Raw genomic sequence first — 19,839 nt, forward strand, 5'->3', positions numbered from 1 at the left:
ATTATCCGTTACTTTGTCATTAGGTTGCTTATATTAAGCAATCGTGGCGATGAGATTACTGTTATGTATCAATAAAGTGCTTATTTTAGATTGGTGGTTTATTGCTCACTAACGCTTCTTTTTTTGAACTTACGTGTATTATTGATGCGAACAGGTGGATAAACACTTTTACAACCGTATTTTCAAAGTTATAGTTATCTGAGCGTATCCATGTGATTGTCGACTGCACAGCTAAAACCGCGAGCCCTTTAATGGCAAGTAACACTTTGGCTTGGTGGTAGATCGCCGCAGGCTTATCAGGGTGTCGCTTTTTATACACGGACGAATAATCTGGCTCATTGGAGATCGGTAATACCCTAATGCCTTCCCAGCAATTAAAACATTGGTTTGCCACGCTAACCTCAAATAGCCCTTTCTTCTTTGCCATTCTTGATAAAAAACACAATTATCGAATGGTAAGTGACCGTTACTGCGATATCGCAGGTTTAAGTCATGAGGAAATCGTCGGCTTAAACGATTGCCAAGTGCTGGGTGAACAGTTTTATAAGAAGCTTGCACCATACTATCAGCGCGCGTTCAAAGGGACACATGTCGAAGCCGAAATCACGCTCGATGAAACCGACCTTGAAACCAGTCTTCACTTTAGTCTTTCGCCAGTTTTTGAAGGTAACGACATTCGCTTTGTTGTTTTTCACGCTGTCGATACTTCAGAAAAGCAGATACTCGTTCGCTCCTTAGAAGAGTCCGAAAGTAAGTTTGCGAAGTTAACACAACTGCTACCAGACGGCTTACTGCTTATCGAAGATGATATTGTCATCTCTGCGAACCCCGCATCAGCGCGCCTTCTCGGACTTAACTCTCCTCATGAATTGTTGGGCGAAGAGCTAAGTCGTTTATTCATCGATGAAAACAGTAAAAAGGTATTTAGTCATCGATTGAGTACATTAATTTCTGACAAACCTTTTGTCTGCTTAACCAGTGCAAGATGCGGCTTTGAACGGAAAGTTCAGCTACACGCGGATTCCACGGCGATATTAGGTAGCGAATCTCAAATTATCCTAATCCAAGATGCTGATGATGCGCCCAAAAACCTGTCTTCTGCATCGAATGAAGACATACACATTGACTCGCTCACCAAACTCTACAACCGCTTTGGCTTCACCAAACGTTTGGAACAGCTGATCAAAAAGCAAACACCGCTTCTGGTGTTCTATTTGGATATCGATAACTTCAAAAACATTAATGACTCACTTGGTCACCATATTGGCGATAAAGTGATTCAAGAGGTATCGGCCCGTCTTAAACGGTTACTGCCAAACCAAGCGATTATTGGTCATTTGGGTGGCGATGAGTTTGGCGTCATTCTGCCGGAGCCAGAAAACACCCGCATGGCTGAAATTTTGTCCGATCGCATTATCTCGTTGATCAACCAACCTTTCGACTTGCACCACTTCAGTAAACGCCTTGCGTGTTCAATTGGTAGCGTTCGATACCCTGAAGACGGACAAGATGCGCGAATCCTACTACAAAATGCCGATACTGCGATGTATGAAGCCAAAGATCGTGGTAGAAATCGTCTGATCAAATTTAACGATCAAATGAACAAAGAAGCGCGTATGCGTTTGTGGCTTGAAATTGAACTGCAAAAAGCATTGCAGCAGAACGGTTTGGAAGTGTGGTATCAACCTAAGGTTAACGCGCGAGACTTCAGTATCAACGGCGCAGAAGCGCTCGTTCGTTGGAAGCATCCAGTCGAAGGGTACATTAGTCCTGGCTCATTCATTCCTGTCGCCGAGCGCGCTGGGTTAATAGAACACCTTGGACGTGTCGTGATGCGTGATGTTTTCAATACGGTAAAACGTTGGAAGCAACAAGGCATACTGCCGGGCCGTGTCGCCATCAACCTCTCTCCCGAGCAATTTGGCAACCCACAGCTGATCGACTTTATGGAAAAGCTGCTTCGCACTACCGAGCTTGATCCAAGCTGCATTACCTTCGAGCTAACCGAAAGTGCCGTGATGAGTGATAGCGAACATACACTGCAAATGTTGAATGCGATTAAAAAGCTTGGCTTCGCTCTCTCTATCGATGACTTTGGTACCGGCTACTCTTCTCTTTCCTACTTAGCGCGTTTTCCTATTGACGAGCTAAAAATCGACCGCGCTTTTATTAATGATATCGACACACTACCGAAACAAGTCACTGTGATTGAAAACATCATTAATCTGGGTAAGTCGCTCGACTTAACTGTCGTTGCCGAGGGGGTGGAAACCCACCAGCAAGCGACCCTGCTCTCTAACCTTCAATGTAATGCGATTCAAGGATTCCATTTTTATCGCCCGCAGCCAAAACATGAAATTGAAGAGCTGTTTGTACAGAATCGTCGTCACAAGAACTAACCCCGACCCGATACCCTTACTCGCAAGGGGTAAATATCGACTTTATTGAGCTAAACCTAACTTAGGTCAATTTCGCTATTCATAATTCTTCATAAAATGCGGACACCTTTTTATTCTCAATGATTGTGAGCATATGGAACTCTTGTGTCCCGCGGGTAACCTGCCTGCGTTAAAAACTGCGATTGATTGCGGTGCCGATGCCGTCTACATTGGTTTCAAAGATGATACCAACGCCCGTCACTTTGCTGGCCTCAACTTTAACGGCAAAAAGTTAGAAAAAGCGGTGCAATACGTTCATGACCGCAATAAAAAAATTCATGTCGCGTTGAATACCTTCGCTCATCCCAATGGCTTCGAGCGCTGGACGAACGCAGTAGACAATGCAGCGGCACTGGGTGTAGACGCGCTGATTGTTGCAGACATTGCAGTGCTGGAGTACGCGGCTCGCAAATATCCCGATCTAGAACTACACCTTTCAGTGCAAGCATCAGCGACCAACGTCGCAGCCATTGATTTTTACAAACAAAACTTCAACGTAAAACGGGTAGTATTACCTCGCGTTTTATCGATTCATCAGGTCAAACAGCTTTCACGCAACATCACTAGCGATGTCGAGTTAGAAGTCTTTGCTTTTGGTAGCCTTTGCATCATGTCTGAAGGTCGCTGCTACCTATCGTCATATATGACAGGCGAGTCTCCAAACACTGTGGGAGCATGCTCTCCAGCTAAGTACGTTCGCTGGCAAGAAACAGAAAATGGTCTGGAATCCCGCCTTAACGACATTTTGATCGATCGCTACAGCGCCGGTGAAAATGCGGGCTACCCTACCTTGTGTAAAGGTCGTTTCGAAGCTGAAATCGAAGGCGAGAAAAAACGCTACCACGCACTGGAAGAACCAACCAGTTTGAACACCCTCTCTATGCTACCAGAACTATTTGCTGCAAATGTGGCGTCTGTAAAAATTGAAGGTCGCCAACGTAGCCCTGCTTACGTAGAACAAGTCACTCGAACATGGCGAGCCGCGATTGACCGTTACCAAGCAAACCCAGAAGCTTACCAAGTCGAAGCGGCTTGGGATGCCGCATTGGCAAACGTGTCTGAAGGTACGCAGACCACACTTGGTGCTTATCACCGCAAATGGCAGTAGAGGTTAAGATGGATAATTCAATGAAATACGCGCTTGGCCCGCTGTTGTACTTCTGGCCAAAACAAGACATCGAAGCGTTTTATGAACAAGCGAAATCAAGCTCCGCGGACATCATCTATCTTGGGGAAACCGTATGTTCAAAACGTCGAGAAATGAAGCCTTCGCATTGGCTTGAAATCGCAAAAGAGCTGTCCGCATCTGGCAAGCAAGTGGTGCTATCAACAATGGCACTACTGGAAGCTCCGAGTGAAGTAAACATAATGAGGAAGTACATCGACAACGGTGACTTCGCGATTGAAGCAAATGACGTATCTGCTGTTCAATTGGCATCAGAGCATAAAGTGCCTTTCGTCGTTGGCCCTGCAATCAATACTTATAACGCACACACGCTCAACTTATTTTTGAAGCAAGGTATGATGCGTTGGTGCATGCCTGTCGAGCTCTCTCGCGAATGGTTAAACGATACTTTGGTTCAGTGTGACGAGCTTGGTATTCGTAACAAGTTTGAAGTTGAGGTATTTAGCCACGGTTATTTGCCTTTAGCGTATTCCGCTCGCTGTTTCACAGCCCGAGCTGAAAACCGAGCGAAAGACGATTGCGAAACCTGCTGTATCAAATACCCTACGGGTATCCAGGTCAGCAGCCAAGAAGGACAAGAAGTCTTTAACCTTAACGGCATTCAGACACAATCAGGGTATTGCTACAACCTCATCAATGACTTACCAAGTATGAAAGGACTGGTTGATGTGATCCGATTAAGCCCTCTTGGTATCGATACTTTTTCAGAGTTAGAGCGTTTTCGCTCAAACGAATACGGCGATAATCCTGAAAAGCTCGAAAGCCGCCAATGCAATGGCTATTGGCATCAACTAGCGGGCTTAGAAGTAAAAACCATTTAATCCTTAAAGATAAAAGCGAGGCCTAGCCTCGCTTTTATCTGTTAGCTTTTGTTAGCAGGCTTGCACCCTTGGTTCGACAGAACTCTCATTAAGCAGCTTTTTCACATCTCGCCACAACATACTGATCACGACCAAACTCAATGCAATGTTAGACAATGGGAAAGCTAACCAAATACCTGTCACGCCGAAAAGTTTCGGCATAATGAATAAGAATGGCAACTGGACCAGCATGTTGCCTAGTGTTACAAACATAGCTTTGCTGCCTTTGTTTACTGATTGATAGTACGCGGCCGCCACAACTAAAAAACCATCTAAGAACAACGCAAACATGTGTAAACGAATCCCGATCACGGTGCTATCAATCAACTGTTGGTCAGCATTATTAAACACCGCAACCAGTTCGTACGGGAAAAGGTTCATCAAAACAACGAACGCCACCCCACCAAGCACAGATGTCCCCATCGCGACCTTTAATAACTTTCTGATGTTCTCCTGATTACGTGCACCGTGGTTGAAGCTCACTAAAGGCTGCATACCATTCGCAATTCCTTCTGCTATCAGATAGTAAACCGTCACGATGTACCCCAAAATGGCGTACGCTCCGATCAACATTGCACTTCCGTATTGAGCAAATAACGCGTTGTGCAGTGCCACCATCACAGAGCCGTAGGCGTACATAAAGAAACTTGATGTACCTATCATGATAATCTTTGGTGCAGCATCAACCTGAACTTTGAAGTCGCGGATACGAAGGCGTAATGTTGCTTTTGAAGTAAAGAAGTAACCAATACCGAGCACAGTGACCACTAATTGTGCAAGTGCAGTGGCAATAGCGGCTCCGGTTAACTCCCACTCCAACCAAGCAATAAATACGTAGTCTAATACAATGTTAATAACGGCACCGATGACCATCAAAATCGTTGCTAAGTTCGGGCTGTCGTCATTGCGTAATAAAAACGGAACTGCGATAGAACCCAACGTGAATACGCACGCGACAATCAGAATATGCAAATATTGCAGCGCAAGTTCAAACACTCGCCCTTCCGCACCTTGCCAGCGAATAAATTCATCCGAAAACAAGAACAATATTGTAGCAACGATCGGCATCAATGCCGCTAACAACGTCAATCCGGTCGTTAGGATTCGCTTAGCGCCTTCATGATCGTTCTCTCCTTGCTTGATCGAAGTCAGCGCGCCAGTCCCCACCCCAATCATCATTCCTATACCGAGGATCGAACCGATAATAGGCCACGCAACATTGATCCCAGCTAATCCGTCAGCGCCAACATAACGGCCAATAAAAATGCCATCAACTATTTGATACAAACCGTTTACGAGCATTGCTGCGACGGTTGGAATCGTATATTTCCAAAACTGTCTATAAATTGAGTTTTGCATGACTGTCACCAGTAGTTAGCAAAGCTAACCATTTAATTAGCAAGGCTAACTAAATGGTTAAATTAAATAAAAGAAAGATGAAACAACAAAAACTAAACCATACAGCTGAGGCCTTTGCTTCAGTTTAAAATGACTTATTACTCAATGCTTTATTCAATAAAGCTTGTAACTGTTCAGCTTCTTGCTGATTTAATTGTTGCATCATTTGGTCAGAGATATCTTTGTACACTACCTGCTCCAAAGACATTTTTTCTGCGACTTCTTCCGTAAGCAACACACGCTTAGCACGAGCATCCTCATTACATGCGATGCGTTTCACCAAACCCTTTTTTTCCAAACGCACAACCATTGTCGATGCGGAAGGCTTAGTCACTTGCAGCTCTTCTGCAAGATCGGTTATTCGCACACCCTCAGGGTAAACCTGAATCACACGTAAATAATCGAACTCATTAAAGCTTAGATGTGATAATGGATCTTCTTTGGCATAGACACGCCAAGCTTTGGCGCAAAAACGCTCTAAATCAATCAAGCTTTCTTCTAATGCCATAAAAGCCACCACCACTTAGTTAGCAAGACTAACTATTTTAAATGAGTCACTCATCAAGTTCAATCATAAAAAAAGCCGCTCTCATCGAGCGGCTCTAAATCATTCAATTTCCAGCTTCTTGGCAGCCTTTAACTTGGCCAATCTATCTTGCTGTAATTGATCGTAAATTTGCGCCAGCTCCAAGAAAGAATAGCGATGCTCAACATAATCGTAAACGTTGAACGAAATCGCGAGCTTATAAAGTGAGATGGCACTTGCGATATCACCTTCAAGCTGATTACGCTTTCCAAGGTAGAAATACGTTTCCGTCAATCGTTCAGCTAGGCGATAGTTCTCTCTCGTTCCATCCATAATTGCTTTAAGCGCGTCTTCGTCCGAGACGTCTCGTAGCATGATGGCAACAAGAACCCATCCCCACTCTTCACTACGATCTCGTAAATAACGCTGTTGAAGATTGGCTTTTGCTTGCTCTGGATTTTGCTCAGCTTCGATGATGTACAGCCATAATGAACGAAAAGGATCCGTTGGCATTTCTTGATAATGCTTGGTCATATCTTCTAAAGCGAGATCGATTCGGCCACCATAATACAGTGCAATCGCACGGTTGCGCTCAGCATAGGTATTATCAGGAGCCAACTCTATGGTCGAGTCAAACGCTTCATATGCCGCATCAAACTCTCCTACTTGGGTAAAGTATACTCCCAAAAGATTGAAGATGTCCGGCTGAGCAGGATTCAACTGCAAAGACTGGTTAAAGTCCAAACGGGCAAGATCACGCAAACCAACGCTGTCGTAGTAGCTACCGCGCTCATAATGCATTTTAGCGCGCACTTCATCACTAAGGTCGGGACGTTGTAGCAACTGCGATAGACGCGCGATTTGTACTTCTTGTTGAACACTAGGCTGAAGTGGCACCGCCATCGGTGGATATAACCACTTTTGTGCTGATTGTTGAGAAGTATTTGCACAACCGGTCAGCGCGATAGCAACACATAAAATTGCGGTTTGAAACCATTTCACTAATTGATACTCCTGTTTGGACCGCTCAAGATTTGTTTCTCTTAATGCAATATAGGCGATAACCTCGTTTGAGGTTAATACATCGAAACAAACCAAAAAAGGGGAGCGAAAATGCTCCCCTTTTATAACATGCTTTCAGGCCCTTAATCTAATAAAAGGCTGAAAGTCTCATTTTGTCTTACTCGTCTTTAGCAGCCGGTGCTTCAGCAGCAGCTTCTTCAGCTGGCTTTTCTACCGCTTCTTTCATGCTTAGACGTACACGGCCTTGGCGGTCGATTTCAAGAACTTTAACTTGAACTTCTTGACCTTCAGCTAGGTAGTCAGACACTTTCTCAACACGTTTTTCGGCGATTTGAGAGATGTGTACAAGACCATCTTTGCCTGGAAGAACCGTTACGAATGCACCGAAGTCCGCTAGACGTGCAACTTTACCTGTGTAGATACGGCCCACTTCAACTTCAGCAGTGATCTCTTCGATACGGCGGATAGCTTCTTTCGCAGCAGTGCCTTCAGTTGCCGCAATCTTGATAGTACCGTCGTCTTCGATTTCGATAGTTGTACCAGTCTCTTCAGTTAAAGCACGGATAACTGCACCACCTTTACCGATAACGTCTTTGATCTTCTCTGCGCTGATCTTCATCGTGTGAATACGCGGAGCAAATTCAGAGATGTCTTCACGAGCACCAGAGATTGCTTCATCCATTACAGATAGGATGTGCTTACGTGCGCCTTGAGCTTGGTTAAGCGCAATTTGCATGATTTCTTTAGTGATGCCTTCGATCTTGATGTCCATTTGAAGTGCAGTGATACCAGTGTTAGTACCTGCTACTTTAAAGTCCATGTCACCTAGGTGGTCTTCATCGCCAAGGATGTCAGAAAGTACAACGAAATCGTCACCTTCTTTAACAAGACCCATTGCAATACCAGCAACAGATGCTTTGATTGGTACACCTGCGTCCATAAGCGCAAGAGAAGTACCACATACTGAAGCCATTGAAGATGAACCGTTAGATTCAGTGATTTCCGATACAACACGTACTGTGTATGGGAACTCATCAACAGAAGGCATTACTGCAGCAATACCACGCTTCGCCAGTTTACCGTGGCCGATTTCACGACGCTTAGGAGAACCTACAAAACCAGTTTCACCTACACAGTATGGAGGGAAGTTGTAGTGCAGTAGGAAGTGATCTTTACGCTCACCAGTTAGCTCATCGATGATTTGAGCATCACGCTGAGTACCTAGCGTTGCAGTAACGATCGCCTGAGTTTCACCACGAGTGAATAGCGCGCTACCGTGAGTACGAGGAAGAACACCAGTACGTACATCTAGTGCACGAACCATGTCTTTTTCACGGCCATCGATACGAGGGTTACCAGCAATAATACGGCTACGTACTACTGTCTTCTCTAGATCATGGAAGATAGTGTGGATTTCTTTTGTGTCTGCTTCAGGATCTTCAGCAAGAAGAACTTCATTTACTTCCGCAGCGATCTCATGGATGCGGTCGTAACGAGCCATTTTCTCAGTAATTTGGTAAGCTTCAACAAGTTTAGCTTCTGCTAGATCAGCAATCTTATTTTTAAGCGCTGTGTTCTCTTCAGGAGCAACCCAATCCCAAGCAGGAGTTGCAACTTCTGCTTTGAATTCGTTGATAGCTTGAATAGCAACTTGTTGTTGGTCATGACCATAAACAACCGCCGCTAGCATTTCTTCTTCAGTTAGGTTGTCCGCTTCTGACTCAACCATCAGTACTGCTGACTCTGTACCTGCAACAACAAGGTCAAGCTTAGAAGTTTCTAGTTCAGTTTGGCTAGGGTTAAGTACAAGCTGACCATCGATATGACCAACACGCGCCGCACCGATAGGGCCGTTGAATGGAATGCCAGAGATAGCAAGAGCAGCAGAAGTACCGATCATTGTAACGATATCTGGCTGAACATCTGGGTTTACAGACATTACTGTCGCGATAACCTGAACTTCGTTTTTAAACGCGTCTGGAAATAGCGGACGGATTGGACGGTCGATTAGACGAGCTGTTAGCGTTTCGCCTTCAGAAGGACGACCTTCACGTTTGAAGAAGCCGCCTGGGATTTTACCCGCAGCGTAAGTACGCTCTTGGTAGTTAACCGTTAGTGGGAAGAAGTCTTGACCTGCAACGGCTTCTTTTTTACCTACAACAGATACGAATACAGACGTATCATCCATTGTGACCATAACTGCTGCTGTAGCTTGACGTGCAATAACGCCAGTTTCTAAAGTAACTGTGTGGTTACCGTACTGGAACGTTTTAACAACTGGTTTTTCGAACATTGTTATTCCTTGTTTCTAATCTTCCTTTAGTGCTTAAAGAAATCTTAGATGTGTTAATTGACACTCAAGGCATTACGAATCGCGACTAGTAAAAAGAAACTCGGAAGTTCCTTTTGAATAGTCGCGACCTTTTGGTCGACGTGGTTGACTGTAATGCTATGAGCTTTTGAGAAAACCTCTTACAAGGTTTAGCCGCCAGTATTATAACGGCATAAGTCTAATTTGGCTAAATTTAGGCAACAAAAAAGGGGCATAAAGCCCCTTTTTAGACAAACTGCTATGCAGTCGCTGATTAGCGACGTAGGCCTAGACGTTTGATTAGGTCTTGGTAGCGAGCTAGGTTTTTACCTTTTAGGTAATCTAGAAGCTTACGACGACGAGAAACCATGCGTAGAAGACCACGACGGCTGTGGTGATCGCCTTTGTGCGCTTTGAAGTGACCTTGTAGGTGGTTGATAGAAGCTGTAAGTAGAGCTACTTGAACTTCTGGTGAACCAGTGTCGCCTTCGCCTTGTGCGTATTCTGCAACGATTGCTGCTTTAGTTTCTGCATTCAGAGACATAATTCTCTCCTAATAAGAGTAGGTTTAAAGTTGTAGCAGCCAATCTCTGATTCAGCCGCTACGCGAAGCGCGGATTATAGGGAAATTTCCTATCTCGTGCAATATAAAAATACCGACACTCAGGTCGGTATTTTCAATCATTTACTTGGATGCAACGTCATCTCGGAACACGACCAATCGCTTAGGAGCGATTTTGCCATCTTCGTTCATTTCGCCAACGCCAATAAATAAGCGTTCTTCACCCATAGTAAGGCGAAGTGAGCCCTCTGTCGGAGCACCAAATACTTGAACGGGCTGCCCATGTTGGACCATATCCGCCAGTTCAGGCACCAAGTTGACTTCTGGTAAGTCTTCTACCGCTGTATCCATTGGCAAAAGTAGCGGGTCCAGTAGTTCTCGAGGCGCTCGTTCCTCGCGGTGAGCTTGCTCTAGCAACTCATTTAGTTGCTCAAGTGTTACCATATTCTCGTAAGGGTATTTAGCAACACCAGTACGACGAAGCATAGTTACGTGCGCACCACAACCTAACATTTCGCCCAGATCATCAACGATAGTACGAATATAGGTACCTTTAGAGCAGTGCACTTCCATCTCTACTTCATCGCCTTCAAAACGGTGAAGAACAATCTCATATACCGTGATCTTACGAGATTCGCGCGGAACTTCGATGCCTTTACGAGCGTATTCATACAAGGGTTTCCCTTGATATTTCAACGCTGAAAACATGGAAGGTACTTGATCAGATTCGCCACGGAACTGATCGATGCACGCTTTTAGTTTGTCTAACGTAACATCGACTGGACGCGTCTCTACAACTTCACCATCCGAGTCAGACGTATTAGTACGTTCACCCAGCTTTGCGATCACGCGGTAGCGTTTATCAGAATCAAGAAGAAACTGAGAAAATTTTGTCGCTTCACCCAAGCAAATTGGCAGCATGCCTGTCGCTAATGGGTCCAAGGCTCCAGTGTGGCCTGCTTTCTCGGCAAAGTAGATTCGCTTTACTTTTTGCAGTGCATCATTGGAAGAGATACCTGTTGGTTTGTCCAACAGTATAACGCCATTAATTGGACGACCTTTACGACGACGAGCCATTATTCTTCGTCCTCACGACCAGAATCTTTTTGCTTTTGTTTGTCTGAACTAACGACTTCAGACACTAGGTTAGACATACGCATACCTTCAACAAGCGTATTGTCATAGTGGAAGCGGATTTCTGGCGTTAAACGTAGACGAATACGCTTACCTAACATCATGCGAATGTGCACTTCGTGCTCACGTAGCGCTGCTAGACATGATTCAGGTGTTTGCTCACCCACACACAGGAAGGTCACAAATACTTTTGCGTAAGCTAGGTCACGAGAGACTTCTACGTCTGAGATCGTCACCATGCCAAGGCGAGAGTCACGAACTTCACGTTGAAGGATCATCGCTAGTTCTTTTTGCAGCTGCTGTGCAACGCGCTGCGTGCGGCTAAATTCTTTTGACATATCTTTACTCTTATATAGAAAGAATGGGGGGTTGGTCAAAGCCAGCCCCCCATGGTGTATTCAACAACCAATTACTACTTATCTTTCAAAGACAATATTAGTAATTTTAGTCAATTAGTCTAGAGTACGTTTAATTTCAACGATTTCGAAGACTTCGATTTGGTCACCAACGCGAACATCATTGTAGTTCTTAACGCCGATACCACATTCGTAGCCATTCTTAACTTCTTGAACGTCGTCTTTGAAACGACGTAGTGACTCTAGTTCACCTTCGTAAATAACAACGTTATCACGTAGTACACGGATTGGGTTGTTACGCTTGATCACACCTTCTGTAACCATACAACCAGCGATAGCGCCCAGTTTCGGTGACTTAAACACGTCACGAACTTCAGCAAGACCAATGATCTCTTGCTTGAATTCTGGAGCAAGCATACCGCCCATTGCTTGTTTCACTTCATCAATCAATTGGTAAATGATTGAGTAGTAACGTAAGTCAACAGCTGCGGCTTCAACAGCACGGCGAGCAGAAGCATCTGCACGAACGTTAAAGCCAAGGATGATTGCGTTTGAAGCTTCCGCTAGTACTACGTCAGTTTCCGTAATACCACCTACACCAGAACCAACGATGTTCACTTTAACTTCGTCAGTAGATAGCTTAACTAGTGAGTCAGCGATTGCTTCTACAGAACCTTGAACGTCTGCTTTAAGTACAACGTTAAGTTCAGCAACTTCACCAGCAGTCATGTTAGAGAACATGTTCTCTAGTTTAGATTTCTGCTGACGAGCAAGTTTCACTTCACGGAACTTACCAGCACGGTAGTTAGCTACTTCACGCGCTTTACGCTCGTCACGAACTACTGTTGCTTCATCACCTGAAGATGGTACACCTGAAAGACCTAGGATCTCTACAGGGATAGATGGGCCAGCCGAAGTAATTTCTTTACCTAGCTCATCACGCATTGCACGAACACGGCCGTATTCTTGACCACAAAGAACGATGTCGCCTTTGTTTAGTGTACCTGATTGAACAAGTACTGTTGCAACTGGACCACGACCTTTATCTAGGCGAGATTCAACAACAACACCAGATGCCATGCCCTCAGCTACAGCTGTAAGTTCAAGAACTTCAGACTGAAGAAGGATTGCTTCTAGAAGACCATCGATGTTTGTACCCTGTTTAGCAGAGATGTGAACGAACATGTTCTCACCGCCCCACTCTTCAGGAATAACGTCGTATTGAGCAAGCTCGTTCTTAACGTTATCTGGGTTCGCGTCTTCTTTATCGATCTTGTTCACAGCAACAATTAGAGGAACGCCTGCCGCTTTCGCGTGCTGAATCGCTTCTACTGTTTGTGGCATTACGCCATCGTCTGCTGCAACTACAAGAACAACGATATCTGTTGCTTGAGCACCACGAGCACGCATTGCAGTAAACGCTGCGTGTCCAGGAGTATCAAGGAACGTGATCATGCCGTTGTCTGTTTCAACGTGGTACGCACCAATGTGCTGAGTAATACCACCCGCTTCGCCAGAAGCAACGTGTGTGCGACGGATGTAGTCAAGTGTTGACGTTTTACCGTGGTCAACGTGACCCATGATAGTAACAACTGGAGCACGTGGAACTGCTTCCGCGTTAGTGTCACGGTCAGATAGTACCGCTTCTTCCAGTTCGTTCTCTTTACGAAGAACTACTTTATGGCCCATTTCTTCAGCAACAAGTTGTGCTGTTTCTTGGTCGATCACTTGGTTGATAGTCGCCATAGCGCCCATCTTCATCATTACTTTGATAACTTCTGTCGCTTTAACCGACATCTTGTTAGCGAGTTCTGATAGAACGATCGTTTCGCCAATTACAACGTCTTGCTTAGCAACCGTTGCTGACTTATCAAACCCGTGCTGCATTGAAGTCGGCTTAGCAAGTTTGCCCTTACGACCTCTACCGCCACGTTGGTTGTTACGGCCACCGCGAGCTTGGTCGTCTTTACCCGAAGCTGCTTTTTTCTTCTTACGACGACCGCCTTCTACTTTGCGATCTGCTTCATCTTCGGCTTCACGTGCGTATTGTGAAGTCGTTACATGGTAATCTGTATCTTCCATATCACCCTTTTTCTCTTCTGCAGCAGACCAACGCTCTTTATTCTTTTCAGCCAATTCGCGAGCTTCTTCAAGCTTGCGCTGACTTTCCTCTTCAGCCTTACGCTTAGCTTCTTCTTCCTGACGACGTTTAAGCTCGTCGGCCTCTTTTCGCGCTGCTTCTTGCTTAATTTTCTCTTCAGCATCACGCTTTGCTTTTTCTTCAGCATTACGTTGTGCATTCGTATCTACGTCTCGCTTCGCTTTTTCTTCAGCTTCACGTTTCGCTTTTTCTTCCGCTTCACGTTTTGCAGCTTCTTCAGCTTCACGTTTTGCAGCTTCTTCAGCTTCACGTTTTGCAGCTTCTTCTGCTGCACGTTTTGCTGCTTCTTCTGCTTCACGTTGTGCTGCTTCTTCAGCTTCACGTTTCGCTTCATCTTCAATTGTGCTGCGCTTCACGTATGTACGTTTTTTGCGCACCTCAACCTGAACATTCTTACTCTTACCACCACCCGCGTTCACACTAAGTGTACTACGAGTTTTACGCTGAAGCGTAAGGCGAGTCGGCTCTGAATCACCTGATTTATCACCGTGTTCTTTCTTTAAATGAGAGAGAAGCTTCTGCTTCTCTTCATCAGTAACATTGTCAGAGCTCGCCTTTTTAATGCCAGCGTCAGCAAGTTGTTCAATCAAGCGGTCGACTGGCGTACCAATCTCATCACTCAGTGCTTTAACTGTTAATTGTGTCATGCCGCTTCCTCCTTGCCGAAAATTATGCTTCTTCGCCGAACCAACAGATGTTACGTGCGGCCATAATTAGCTCACCTGCACGTTCTTCGGTCAGGCCTTCGATACCTTCTAAGTCGTCAATACCTTGGTCAGCAAGATCTTCCAGTGTCGCTACACCTTTCGCTGCCAATTTAAATGCCATCTCACGCTCAAGACCTTCAAGTGCAAGTAGGTCCTCAGCTGGTTCTAGACCTTCAAAAGACTCTTCTTGTGCTAGTGCGATCGTCGTTAGTGCATCTTTTGCACGTCCACGAAGCTCTTCGATTAGTTCTTCATTCAAACCATCGATTTCTAGTAGCTCGTTAACTGGCACGTATGCGATTTCTTCTAGCGTTGAGAAACCTTCTTCAACAAGAAGTTGAGCGAAGTCTTCTTCAATATCTAGGTACTTCATGAAGTTTTCAATAGATGCTTGTGATTCTTCAGCGTGTTTCTTCTGAAGATCAGCAACTGTCATAACATTCAGTTCCCAACCTGTTAGTTGAGATGCTAGACGCACGTTTTGACCGTTACGACCAATAGCTTGCGCTAGGTTGTCAGCTTCAACTGCGATGTCCATTGAGTGTGCATCCTCATCAACGATGATAGAAGCAACATCAGCTGGCGCCATTGCGTTGATAACGAATTGAGCTGGGTTATCATCCCAAAGAACGATATCGATACGCTCACCACCAAGTTCGCCAGAAACAGCTTGTACACGTGCACCACGCATACCAACACACGCACCTACAGGGTCGATACGTTTGTCATTTGTTTTGACAGCGATCTTAGCGCGAGAACCAGGATCACGTGCTGCGCCTTTCAACTCGATAATATCTTCTGCGATTTCAGGCACTTCAACACGGAACAGTTCTGCCAACATTTCTGGCTTAGAACGAGTGATGAACAATTGGAAACCACGTGCTTCAGGCGCGACTTTGTAAAGAAGGCCACGTACGCGGTCGCCTGGACGGAAGTTTTCACGAGGAAGTTGGTCATCACGCAGGATTACCGCTTCAGCGTTATTACCAAGATCAAGCACGATTGTGTCACGGTTTACTTTTTTCACGACACCAGTGATTAGATCACCTTCATTGTCGATGAACTGTTCAACGATTTGTGCGCGCTCAGCTTCACGAACTTTTTGTACGATAACTTGCTTAGCAGTTTGAGTCGTAATACGGTCAAACGTTACTGATTCGATTTCGTCTTCTACGTAGTCGCCAAGCTCGATTGAATCATCTTCGTATTGCGCTGCTTCTAGTGAGATCTCTTTTGTAGGGTTCTCAACGTCATCAACAACTAACCAACGGCGGTAAGTTACAAATTCACCGGTTTTACGGTCAATGGCAACACGTACGTCGATTTCGATTTCGTATTTTTTCTTTGTAGAAGTTGCTAGAGCAATCTCAAGAGCCTCAAAGATACGCTCACGAGGTACCGCTTTTTCGTTCGATACCGCTTCTGCTACCGCTAAAATTTCTTTACTCATTGTATTTAGCCTCTAAGCTTAAACTTTTTTAGGGAACTAAAATTTAGGGATCAGGTTAGCTTTGGAAATGTTACTTAGAGCAAACTCTTCTTGCTGACCGTCTACAGTAATTGTCACTGTTTCGCCATCAACACCGTGGATAATACCTTTCCACTTACGACGGTTTGCTACAGCCATTTTCAATACGATGCTGACCTCGTGACCAATAAATTGCTCGTAATGTGCTGCTTTAAAAAGTGGTCTTTCTAAACCTGGAGAAGACACTTCTAGGCTGTAAGCAACAGAAATTGGATCTTCAACGTCTAAAACTGCACTAACTTGGTGGCTAACTTCTGCACAGTCGTCTACGTTAATACCATTTTCATGGTCAATGTAGATACGTAACGTTGAGTGCGCGCCTGCACGAATGAATTCTAATCCAACTAACTCATAACCTGATGCCGCTACTGGCGCGTCAAGCATTTCAGTAAGTTGTCTTTCTAAACCAGTCATTTAACCACTCCAGAAACAAAAAAAGGGCTCAGAGCCCAATCAAAAAACCAAGCAGTATCTGAGCTATTTCAAAAAGCTCAGATAACAAAAAACCCCGATAGTCGGGGTTTTATGCTGCTGGACCCTGATACGTTAAGAATAGCCAACAATTGCTTTTCTTAACTCGTAGTGTGGTTAGCACTACGCAAACTTGCCAATCTACGATTTCCTTTTAAAGAAAGAGATTGGTTGCGGGGGCCGGATTTGAACCGACGACCTTCGGGTTATGAGCCCGACGAGCTACCAAGCTGCTCCACCCCGCGTCCGACTTGCTGAGCATTATACTCGCAAACAAGTGATTTACAAGTTTGTAAATACATGGTGCCGAGAGAGGGACTCGAACCCTCACACCTAAGGCACTAGCACCTCATGCTAGCGTGTCTACCAATTTCACCATCTCGGCATCAAAACCTTACAGCTTATTGAGGAATTTCATCACCCGCTGGGGCAGGAACTTCACTCGCTGCATCCTTAACTTGTTCAACAACTGGTTGACCTAACGTTGGGTCTACCCATTGTGATTCAGTCTGGTGCGTAGACATACGACCAAGTAACAAGCTAACGATAAAGAATACGGTTGCTAAAATAGCAGTTGTTCGGGTTAAGAAATTACCTGAGCCGCCAGCACCAAACACTGTGTTTGAAGCACCAGCACCGAACGAGGCTCCCATATCTGCGCCTTTACCTTGTTGAATCAACACAAGGCCAATCACACCAAGCGCTGCCAACAGGTAAATCACAAGTAGAACTGAAAACATTTTTTCCACCTATGTTCCAAATTGTTGAGCCAGCGCCGTTCAAAAGAATAAATCATTATGAACAAGGCTAGCGACCTCCTAACGGGAGGCGGAGCAATACTAGCGAAAGCCAGTAACGCTGACAAGGGAAAATTAGTAAAAAATCAATGCCAATGCGTTAAGCGCTCAAAAAAAGGGCAAAAGATGCCCTTTTCATTCAAGACATGCTTTAACGCAATGATTAACAACTTGCTTTAACAGCCTCAGCGATTTTCAATGCTGAGTGTTGAACTAGTTCACCATCTTCGCCTTCCACCATAACGCGGATCAAAGGCTCAGTGCCAGACTTACGCAGCAGTACACGCCCTTTATCACCAAGTGTCGCCTCTACTTCAGCGACAGCGTTTAATACAGCTGTAGCTTCAAGAGGGTTACTTTCTCCTGAGAAACGGACATTTTCTAAAACCTGAGGATATAATGTCATTCCTTGCGATAGTTCATATAAAGACATATCGCTGCCAATTACAGAAGCAAGTACTTGAAGTGCAGCAACAATCGCATCGCCGGTTGTGACTTTATCTAATAAGATCACATGGCCTGAGTTTTCAGCACCAATTTTCCAACCTTTTTCTAGCAGTTGCTCCATGACATAACGGTCACCAACAGCAGCACGTACAAACGGAATGCCTAGCTGCTTTAAACCATTTTCCATACCCAAGTTAGTCATTAGTGTACCAACAACACCACCCTTTAGCTCACCACGACGAAGTGCATCACGAGCGATGATATAAGCAATTTGGTCACCATCAACTTTGTTACCTAGGTGGTCGACCATAATGATGCGGTCACCATCACCATCAAATGCGAGACCAAGATGCGCTTGCTCTTCAACAACACGCTGTTGAAGAGCTCGTACGTCTGTTGCGCCCACTTTTTCATTAATGTTGATGCCGTTAGGCTCTACGCCCATAGCGATAACTTCTGCCCCAAGTTCTTTGAAAACATTTGGAGCGATGTGGTACGTTGCACCGTGCGCACAGTCTACTACGATCTTAAAGTTCGCAAGGCTCAACTCAGATGGGAAAGTACTCTTACAGAATTCGATGTAACGACCAGCTGCATCATTTAGGCGGGTTGCTTTACCAAGCTCAGCAGACTCCACACATTCAATTTCTTTATCTAACTCAGCTTCGATCGCCAATTCGATATCGTCAGGTAGCTTAGTACCCTCAGAAGAAAAGAATTTAATGCCGTTGTCGTAATATGGGTTATGTGATGCAGAAATCACAATACCAGCCTCGGCACGGAAAGTCTGAGTTAAATATGCCACAGCTGGAGTTGGCATGGGACCAGTAAATGTTGCTTTAAGTCCCGCAGCTGCAAGGCCAGCCTCTAGTGCAGATTCAAGCATATAACCTGAAATACGTGTATCTTTACCTATGATAACTTTCTTTGTGCCTTGTTTCGCTAGTACACGACCAGCAGCCCAGCCAAGCTTAAGTACGAAGTCTGGAGTGATTGGGTATTGTCCTACTTTACCGCGCACACCGTCAGTACCAAAGTAACGTCTTTCATTCGACATAAACTTTCCTTTATTATTTTTAAATATTGTTTTTCGTCATCTCAACAACTTTCATCGCTTCGATTGTCTCTTCAAAGTCATGCACGCGAATGATCTGCGCGCCTTTCATCGCGGCAATCGTAGCACAAACGACACTTGCGTTCGTACACTCTGCCGCTGGCTTGTCTAACAGTTTGAAGATCATGGATTTACGAGACATGCCAGCCAAAATAGGCAGGCCGAATTCATGAAACTTTTCAAGATGAGCAAGCATATGATAATTGTGCTCGATTGTTTTGCCAAAGCCAAACCCAGGATCGAGAATCAGTTGAGATTTATCAATCCCTGCTGCTTCACACGCCGCGATACGTTCTTCTAGAAAAGCCGACACGTCCCCCATTAAATCATCATAATGAGGGTCAACTTGCATGGTCCTAGGCTGACCTTTCATATGCATCAGACAAATTGGAAGGTTTGCTTCTGCTGCGACTTCCAGAGCACCTGGCTCTTGCAGCGAGCGGATGTCATTGATCAAATCAGCCCCAGCATCAATTGCTTGACGCATCACTTCTGCTTTACTGGTGTCAACGGAAATCCATACATCATATTTTTCACGAATGGCTTTGATTACTGGGACAACACGCCTAAGCTCTTCTTCCAAAGACACATCCGGTGCACCAGGTCTTGTTGATTCACCACCAACATCAACAATACTTACACCAGCCTTTATCATTTTATCAACTTGAGCAAGAGCAAGTTCAATTGAGTTGTATTTACCGCCATCCGAAAAGGAATCCGGTGTCACATTTAGAATGGCCATGACATGTGGACGCGAAAGGTCCAAAGATTTGTTATTTGCTGTAATCATCATCATAAACACAAAAACCCCGAGATAACT

At 44.9% G+C, this 19,839-nt stretch carries 16 protein-coding genes and 2 tRNA genes; 3 read left to right on the forward strand and 15 right to left on the reverse strand.

What is annotated here, in order from left to right:
* Positions 1-359 precede the first annotated feature (359 nt).
* The 3 genes from MTF70_RS02515 to MTF70_RS02525 all read left to right on the forward strand — a co-directional run bounded on the left by MTF70_RS02515 (position 360) and on the right by MTF70_RS02525 (position 4,445).
* Entirely contained in the window at positions 360-2,399 is a 2,040-nt protein-coding gene (locus MTF70_RS02515; RefSeq protein ID WP_248393840.1) for a bifunctional diguanylate cyclase/phosphodiesterase, read from the forward strand.
* Positions 2,400-2,532: 133 nt separating this feature from the next.
* Complete coding sequence (locus tag MTF70_RS02520) at positions 2,533-3,546, forward strand: peptidase U32 family protein (protein WP_005386427.1); 1,014 nt, start codon at positions 2,533-2,535, stop codon at positions 3,544-3,546.
* 20 nt (positions 3,547-3,566) lie between these two features.
* A complete protein-coding gene (locus tag MTF70_RS02525) occupies positions 3,567-4,445 on the forward strand; it encodes a U32 family peptidase (RefSeq protein WP_205461191.1) in 879 nt (292 codons plus the stop codon).
* A gap of 51 nt (positions 4,446-4,496) precedes the next feature.
* Here the strand turns inward: MTF70_RS02525 and MTF70_RS02530 are convergent, their stop codons facing one another.
* The 15 genes from MTF70_RS02530 to folP all read right to left on the reverse strand — a co-directional run bounded on the left by MTF70_RS02530 (position 4,497) and on the right by folP (position 19,812).
* On the reverse strand, positions 4,497-5,843 hold the full coding sequence (locus tag MTF70_RS02530; protein ID WP_017635889.1) for an MATE family efflux transporter: 1,347 nt from the start codon (positions 5,841-5,843) through the stop codon (positions 4,497-4,499).
* A 124-nt stretch (positions 5,844-5,967) separates the two neighbouring features.
* Positions 5,968-6,390, reverse strand: coding sequence for a MarR family transcriptional regulator (locus tag MTF70_RS02535; protein ID WP_005380103.1), 423 nt, complete (start codon positions 6,388-6,390; stop codon positions 5,968-5,970).
* A gap of 99 nt (positions 6,391-6,489) precedes the next feature.
* A complete protein-coding gene (gene nlpI, locus MTF70_RS02540) occupies positions 6,490-7,410 on the reverse strand; it encodes a lipoprotein NlpI (RefSeq protein ID WP_005380101.1) in 921 nt (306 codons plus the stop codon).
* Positions 7,411-7,588: 178 nt separating this feature from the next.
* On the reverse strand, positions 7,589-9,724 hold the full coding sequence (pnp, locus tag MTF70_RS02545; RefSeq protein WP_005380098.1) for a polyribonucleotide nucleotidyltransferase: 2,136 nt from the start codon (positions 9,722-9,724) through the stop codon (positions 7,589-7,591).
* Between the two features lie 292 nt (positions 9,725-10,016).
* Positions 10,017-10,286 (reverse strand): 30S ribosomal protein S15, encoded by a 270-nt coding sequence (rpsO, locus tag MTF70_RS02550; RefSeq protein WP_005380094.1) that lies wholly within the window; start codon positions 10,284-10,286, stop codon positions 10,017-10,019.
* A 141-nt stretch (positions 10,287-10,427) separates the two neighbouring features.
* Positions 10,428-11,381 carry a tRNA pseudouridine(55) synthase TruB gene (truB, locus tag MTF70_RS02555; protein WP_025768208.1) on the reverse strand — a complete coding sequence of 318 codons (954 nt, stop codon included), beginning with the start codon at positions 11,379-11,381 and terminating at the stop codon, positions 10,428-10,430.
* A complete protein-coding gene (gene rbfA / locus MTF70_RS02560) occupies positions 11,381-11,776 on the reverse strand; it encodes a 30S ribosome-binding factor RbfA (protein ID WP_005380087.1) in 396 nt (131 codons plus the stop codon). The genes truB and rbfA overlap by 1 nt, the downstream gene beginning before the upstream one ends.
* Before the next feature lie 114 nt (positions 11,777-11,890).
* Positions 11,891-14,602, reverse strand: coding sequence for a translation initiation factor IF-2 (gene infB / locus MTF70_RS02565; protein ID WP_005380086.1), 2,712 nt, complete (start codon positions 14,600-14,602; stop codon positions 11,891-11,893).
* 22 nt (positions 14,603-14,624) lie between these two features.
* Positions 14,625-16,112: a transcription termination factor NusA gene (gene nusA / locus MTF70_RS02570; RefSeq protein WP_005380084.1), complete on the reverse strand. Its 1,488-nt coding sequence runs from the start codon at positions 16,110-16,112 to the stop codon at positions 14,625-14,627.
* Positions 16,113-16,148: 36 nt separating this feature from the next.
* Positions 16,149-16,604: a ribosome maturation factor RimP gene (gene rimP / locus MTF70_RS02575; protein ID WP_005386424.1), complete on the reverse strand. Its 456-nt coding sequence runs from the start codon at positions 16,602-16,604 to the stop codon at positions 16,149-16,151.
* Positions 16,605-16,829: 225 nt separating this feature from the next.
* A tRNA-Met gene (locus MTF70_RS02580) sits at positions 16,830-16,906 on the reverse strand.
* 56 nt (positions 16,907-16,962) lie between these two features.
* A tRNA-Leu gene (locus tag MTF70_RS02585) sits at positions 16,963-17,046 on the reverse strand.
* A 16-nt stretch (positions 17,047-17,062) separates the two neighbouring features.
* Positions 17,063-17,401: a preprotein translocase subunit SecG gene (gene secG / locus MTF70_RS02590; RefSeq protein WP_005380080.1), complete on the reverse strand. Its 339-nt coding sequence runs from the start codon at positions 17,399-17,401 to the stop codon at positions 17,063-17,065.
* Positions 17,402-17,621: 220 nt separating this feature from the next.
* Positions 17,622-18,962: a phosphoglucosamine mutase gene (gene glmM, locus MTF70_RS02595; RefSeq protein WP_005388992.1), complete on the reverse strand. Its 1,341-nt coding sequence runs from the start codon at positions 18,960-18,962 to the stop codon at positions 17,622-17,624.
* A gap of 19 nt (positions 18,963-18,981) precedes the next feature.
* The gene (folP, locus tag MTF70_RS02600; RefSeq protein WP_017820419.1) at positions 18,982-19,812 is read right to left on the reverse strand and encodes a dihydropteroate synthase; all 831 of its coding nucleotides are present in this window, start codon (positions 19,810-19,812) and stop codon (positions 18,982-18,984) included.
* Positions 19,813-19,839: the final 27 nt, after the last annotated feature.

Origin of the sequence: Vibrio sp. 2CM40D, assembly GCF_023161825.1 — a bacterium.
Lineage (GTDB): Bacteria > Pseudomonadota > Gammaproteobacteria > Enterobacterales > Vibrionaceae > Vibrio > Vibrio alginolyticus.

Bases quoted from the DNA above. Each gene is read 5' to 3' on its own strand.
- MTF70_RS02515 (WP_248393840.1), top strand. From the start codon at position 360: ATGCCTTCCCAGCAATTAAAACATTGGTTTGCCACGCTAACCTCAAAT.
- MTF70_RS02520 (WP_005386427.1), top strand. From the start codon at position 2,533: ATGGAACTCTTGTGTCCCGCGGGTAACCTGCCTGCGTTAAAAACTGCG.
- MTF70_RS02525 (WP_205461191.1), top strand. From the start codon at position 3,567: ATGAAATACGCGCTTGGCCCGCTGTTGTACTTCTGGCCAAAACAAGAC.
- MTF70_RS02530 (WP_017635889.1), bottom strand. From the start codon at position 5,843: ATGCAAAACTCAATTTATAGACAGTTTTGGAAATATACGATTCCAACC.
- MTF70_RS02535 (WP_005380103.1), bottom strand. From the start codon at position 6,390: ATGGCATTAGAAGAAAGCTTGATTGATTTAGAGCGTTTTTGCGCCAAA.
- pnp (WP_005380098.1), bottom strand. From the start codon at position 9,724: ATGTTCGAAAAACCAGTTGTTAAAACGTTCCAGTACGGTAACCACACA.
- rpsO (WP_005380094.1), bottom strand. From the start codon at position 10,286: ATGTCTCTGAATGCAGAAACTAAAGCAGCAATCGTTGCAGAATACGCA.
- truB (WP_025768208.1), bottom strand. From the start codon at position 11,381: ATGGCTCGTCGTCGTAAAGGTCGTCCAATTAATGGCGTTATACTGTTG.
- rbfA (WP_005380087.1), bottom strand. From the start codon at position 11,776: ATGTCAAAAGAATTTAGCCGCACGCAGCGCGTTGCACAGCAGCTGCAA.
- infB (WP_005380086.1), bottom strand. From the start codon at position 14,602: ATGACACAATTAACAGTTAAAGCACTGAGTGATGAGATTGGTACGCCA.
- nusA (WP_005380084.1), bottom strand. From the start codon at position 16,112: ATGAGTAAAGAAATTTTAGCGGTAGCAGAAGCGGTATCGAACGAAAAA.
- rimP (WP_005386424.1), bottom strand. From the start codon at position 16,604: ATGACTGGTTTAGAAAGACAACTTACTGAAATGCTTGACGCGCCAGTA.
- secG (WP_005380080.1), bottom strand. From the start codon at position 17,401: ATGTTTTCAGTTCTACTTGTGATTTACCTGTTGGCAGCGCTTGGTGTG.
- glmM (WP_005388992.1), bottom strand. From the start codon at position 18,962: ATGTCGAATGAAAGACGTTACTTTGGTACTGACGGTGTGCGCGGTAAA.
- folP (WP_017820419.1), bottom strand. From the start codon at position 19,812: ATGATGATTACAGCAAATAACAAATCTTTGGACCTTTCGCGTCCACAT.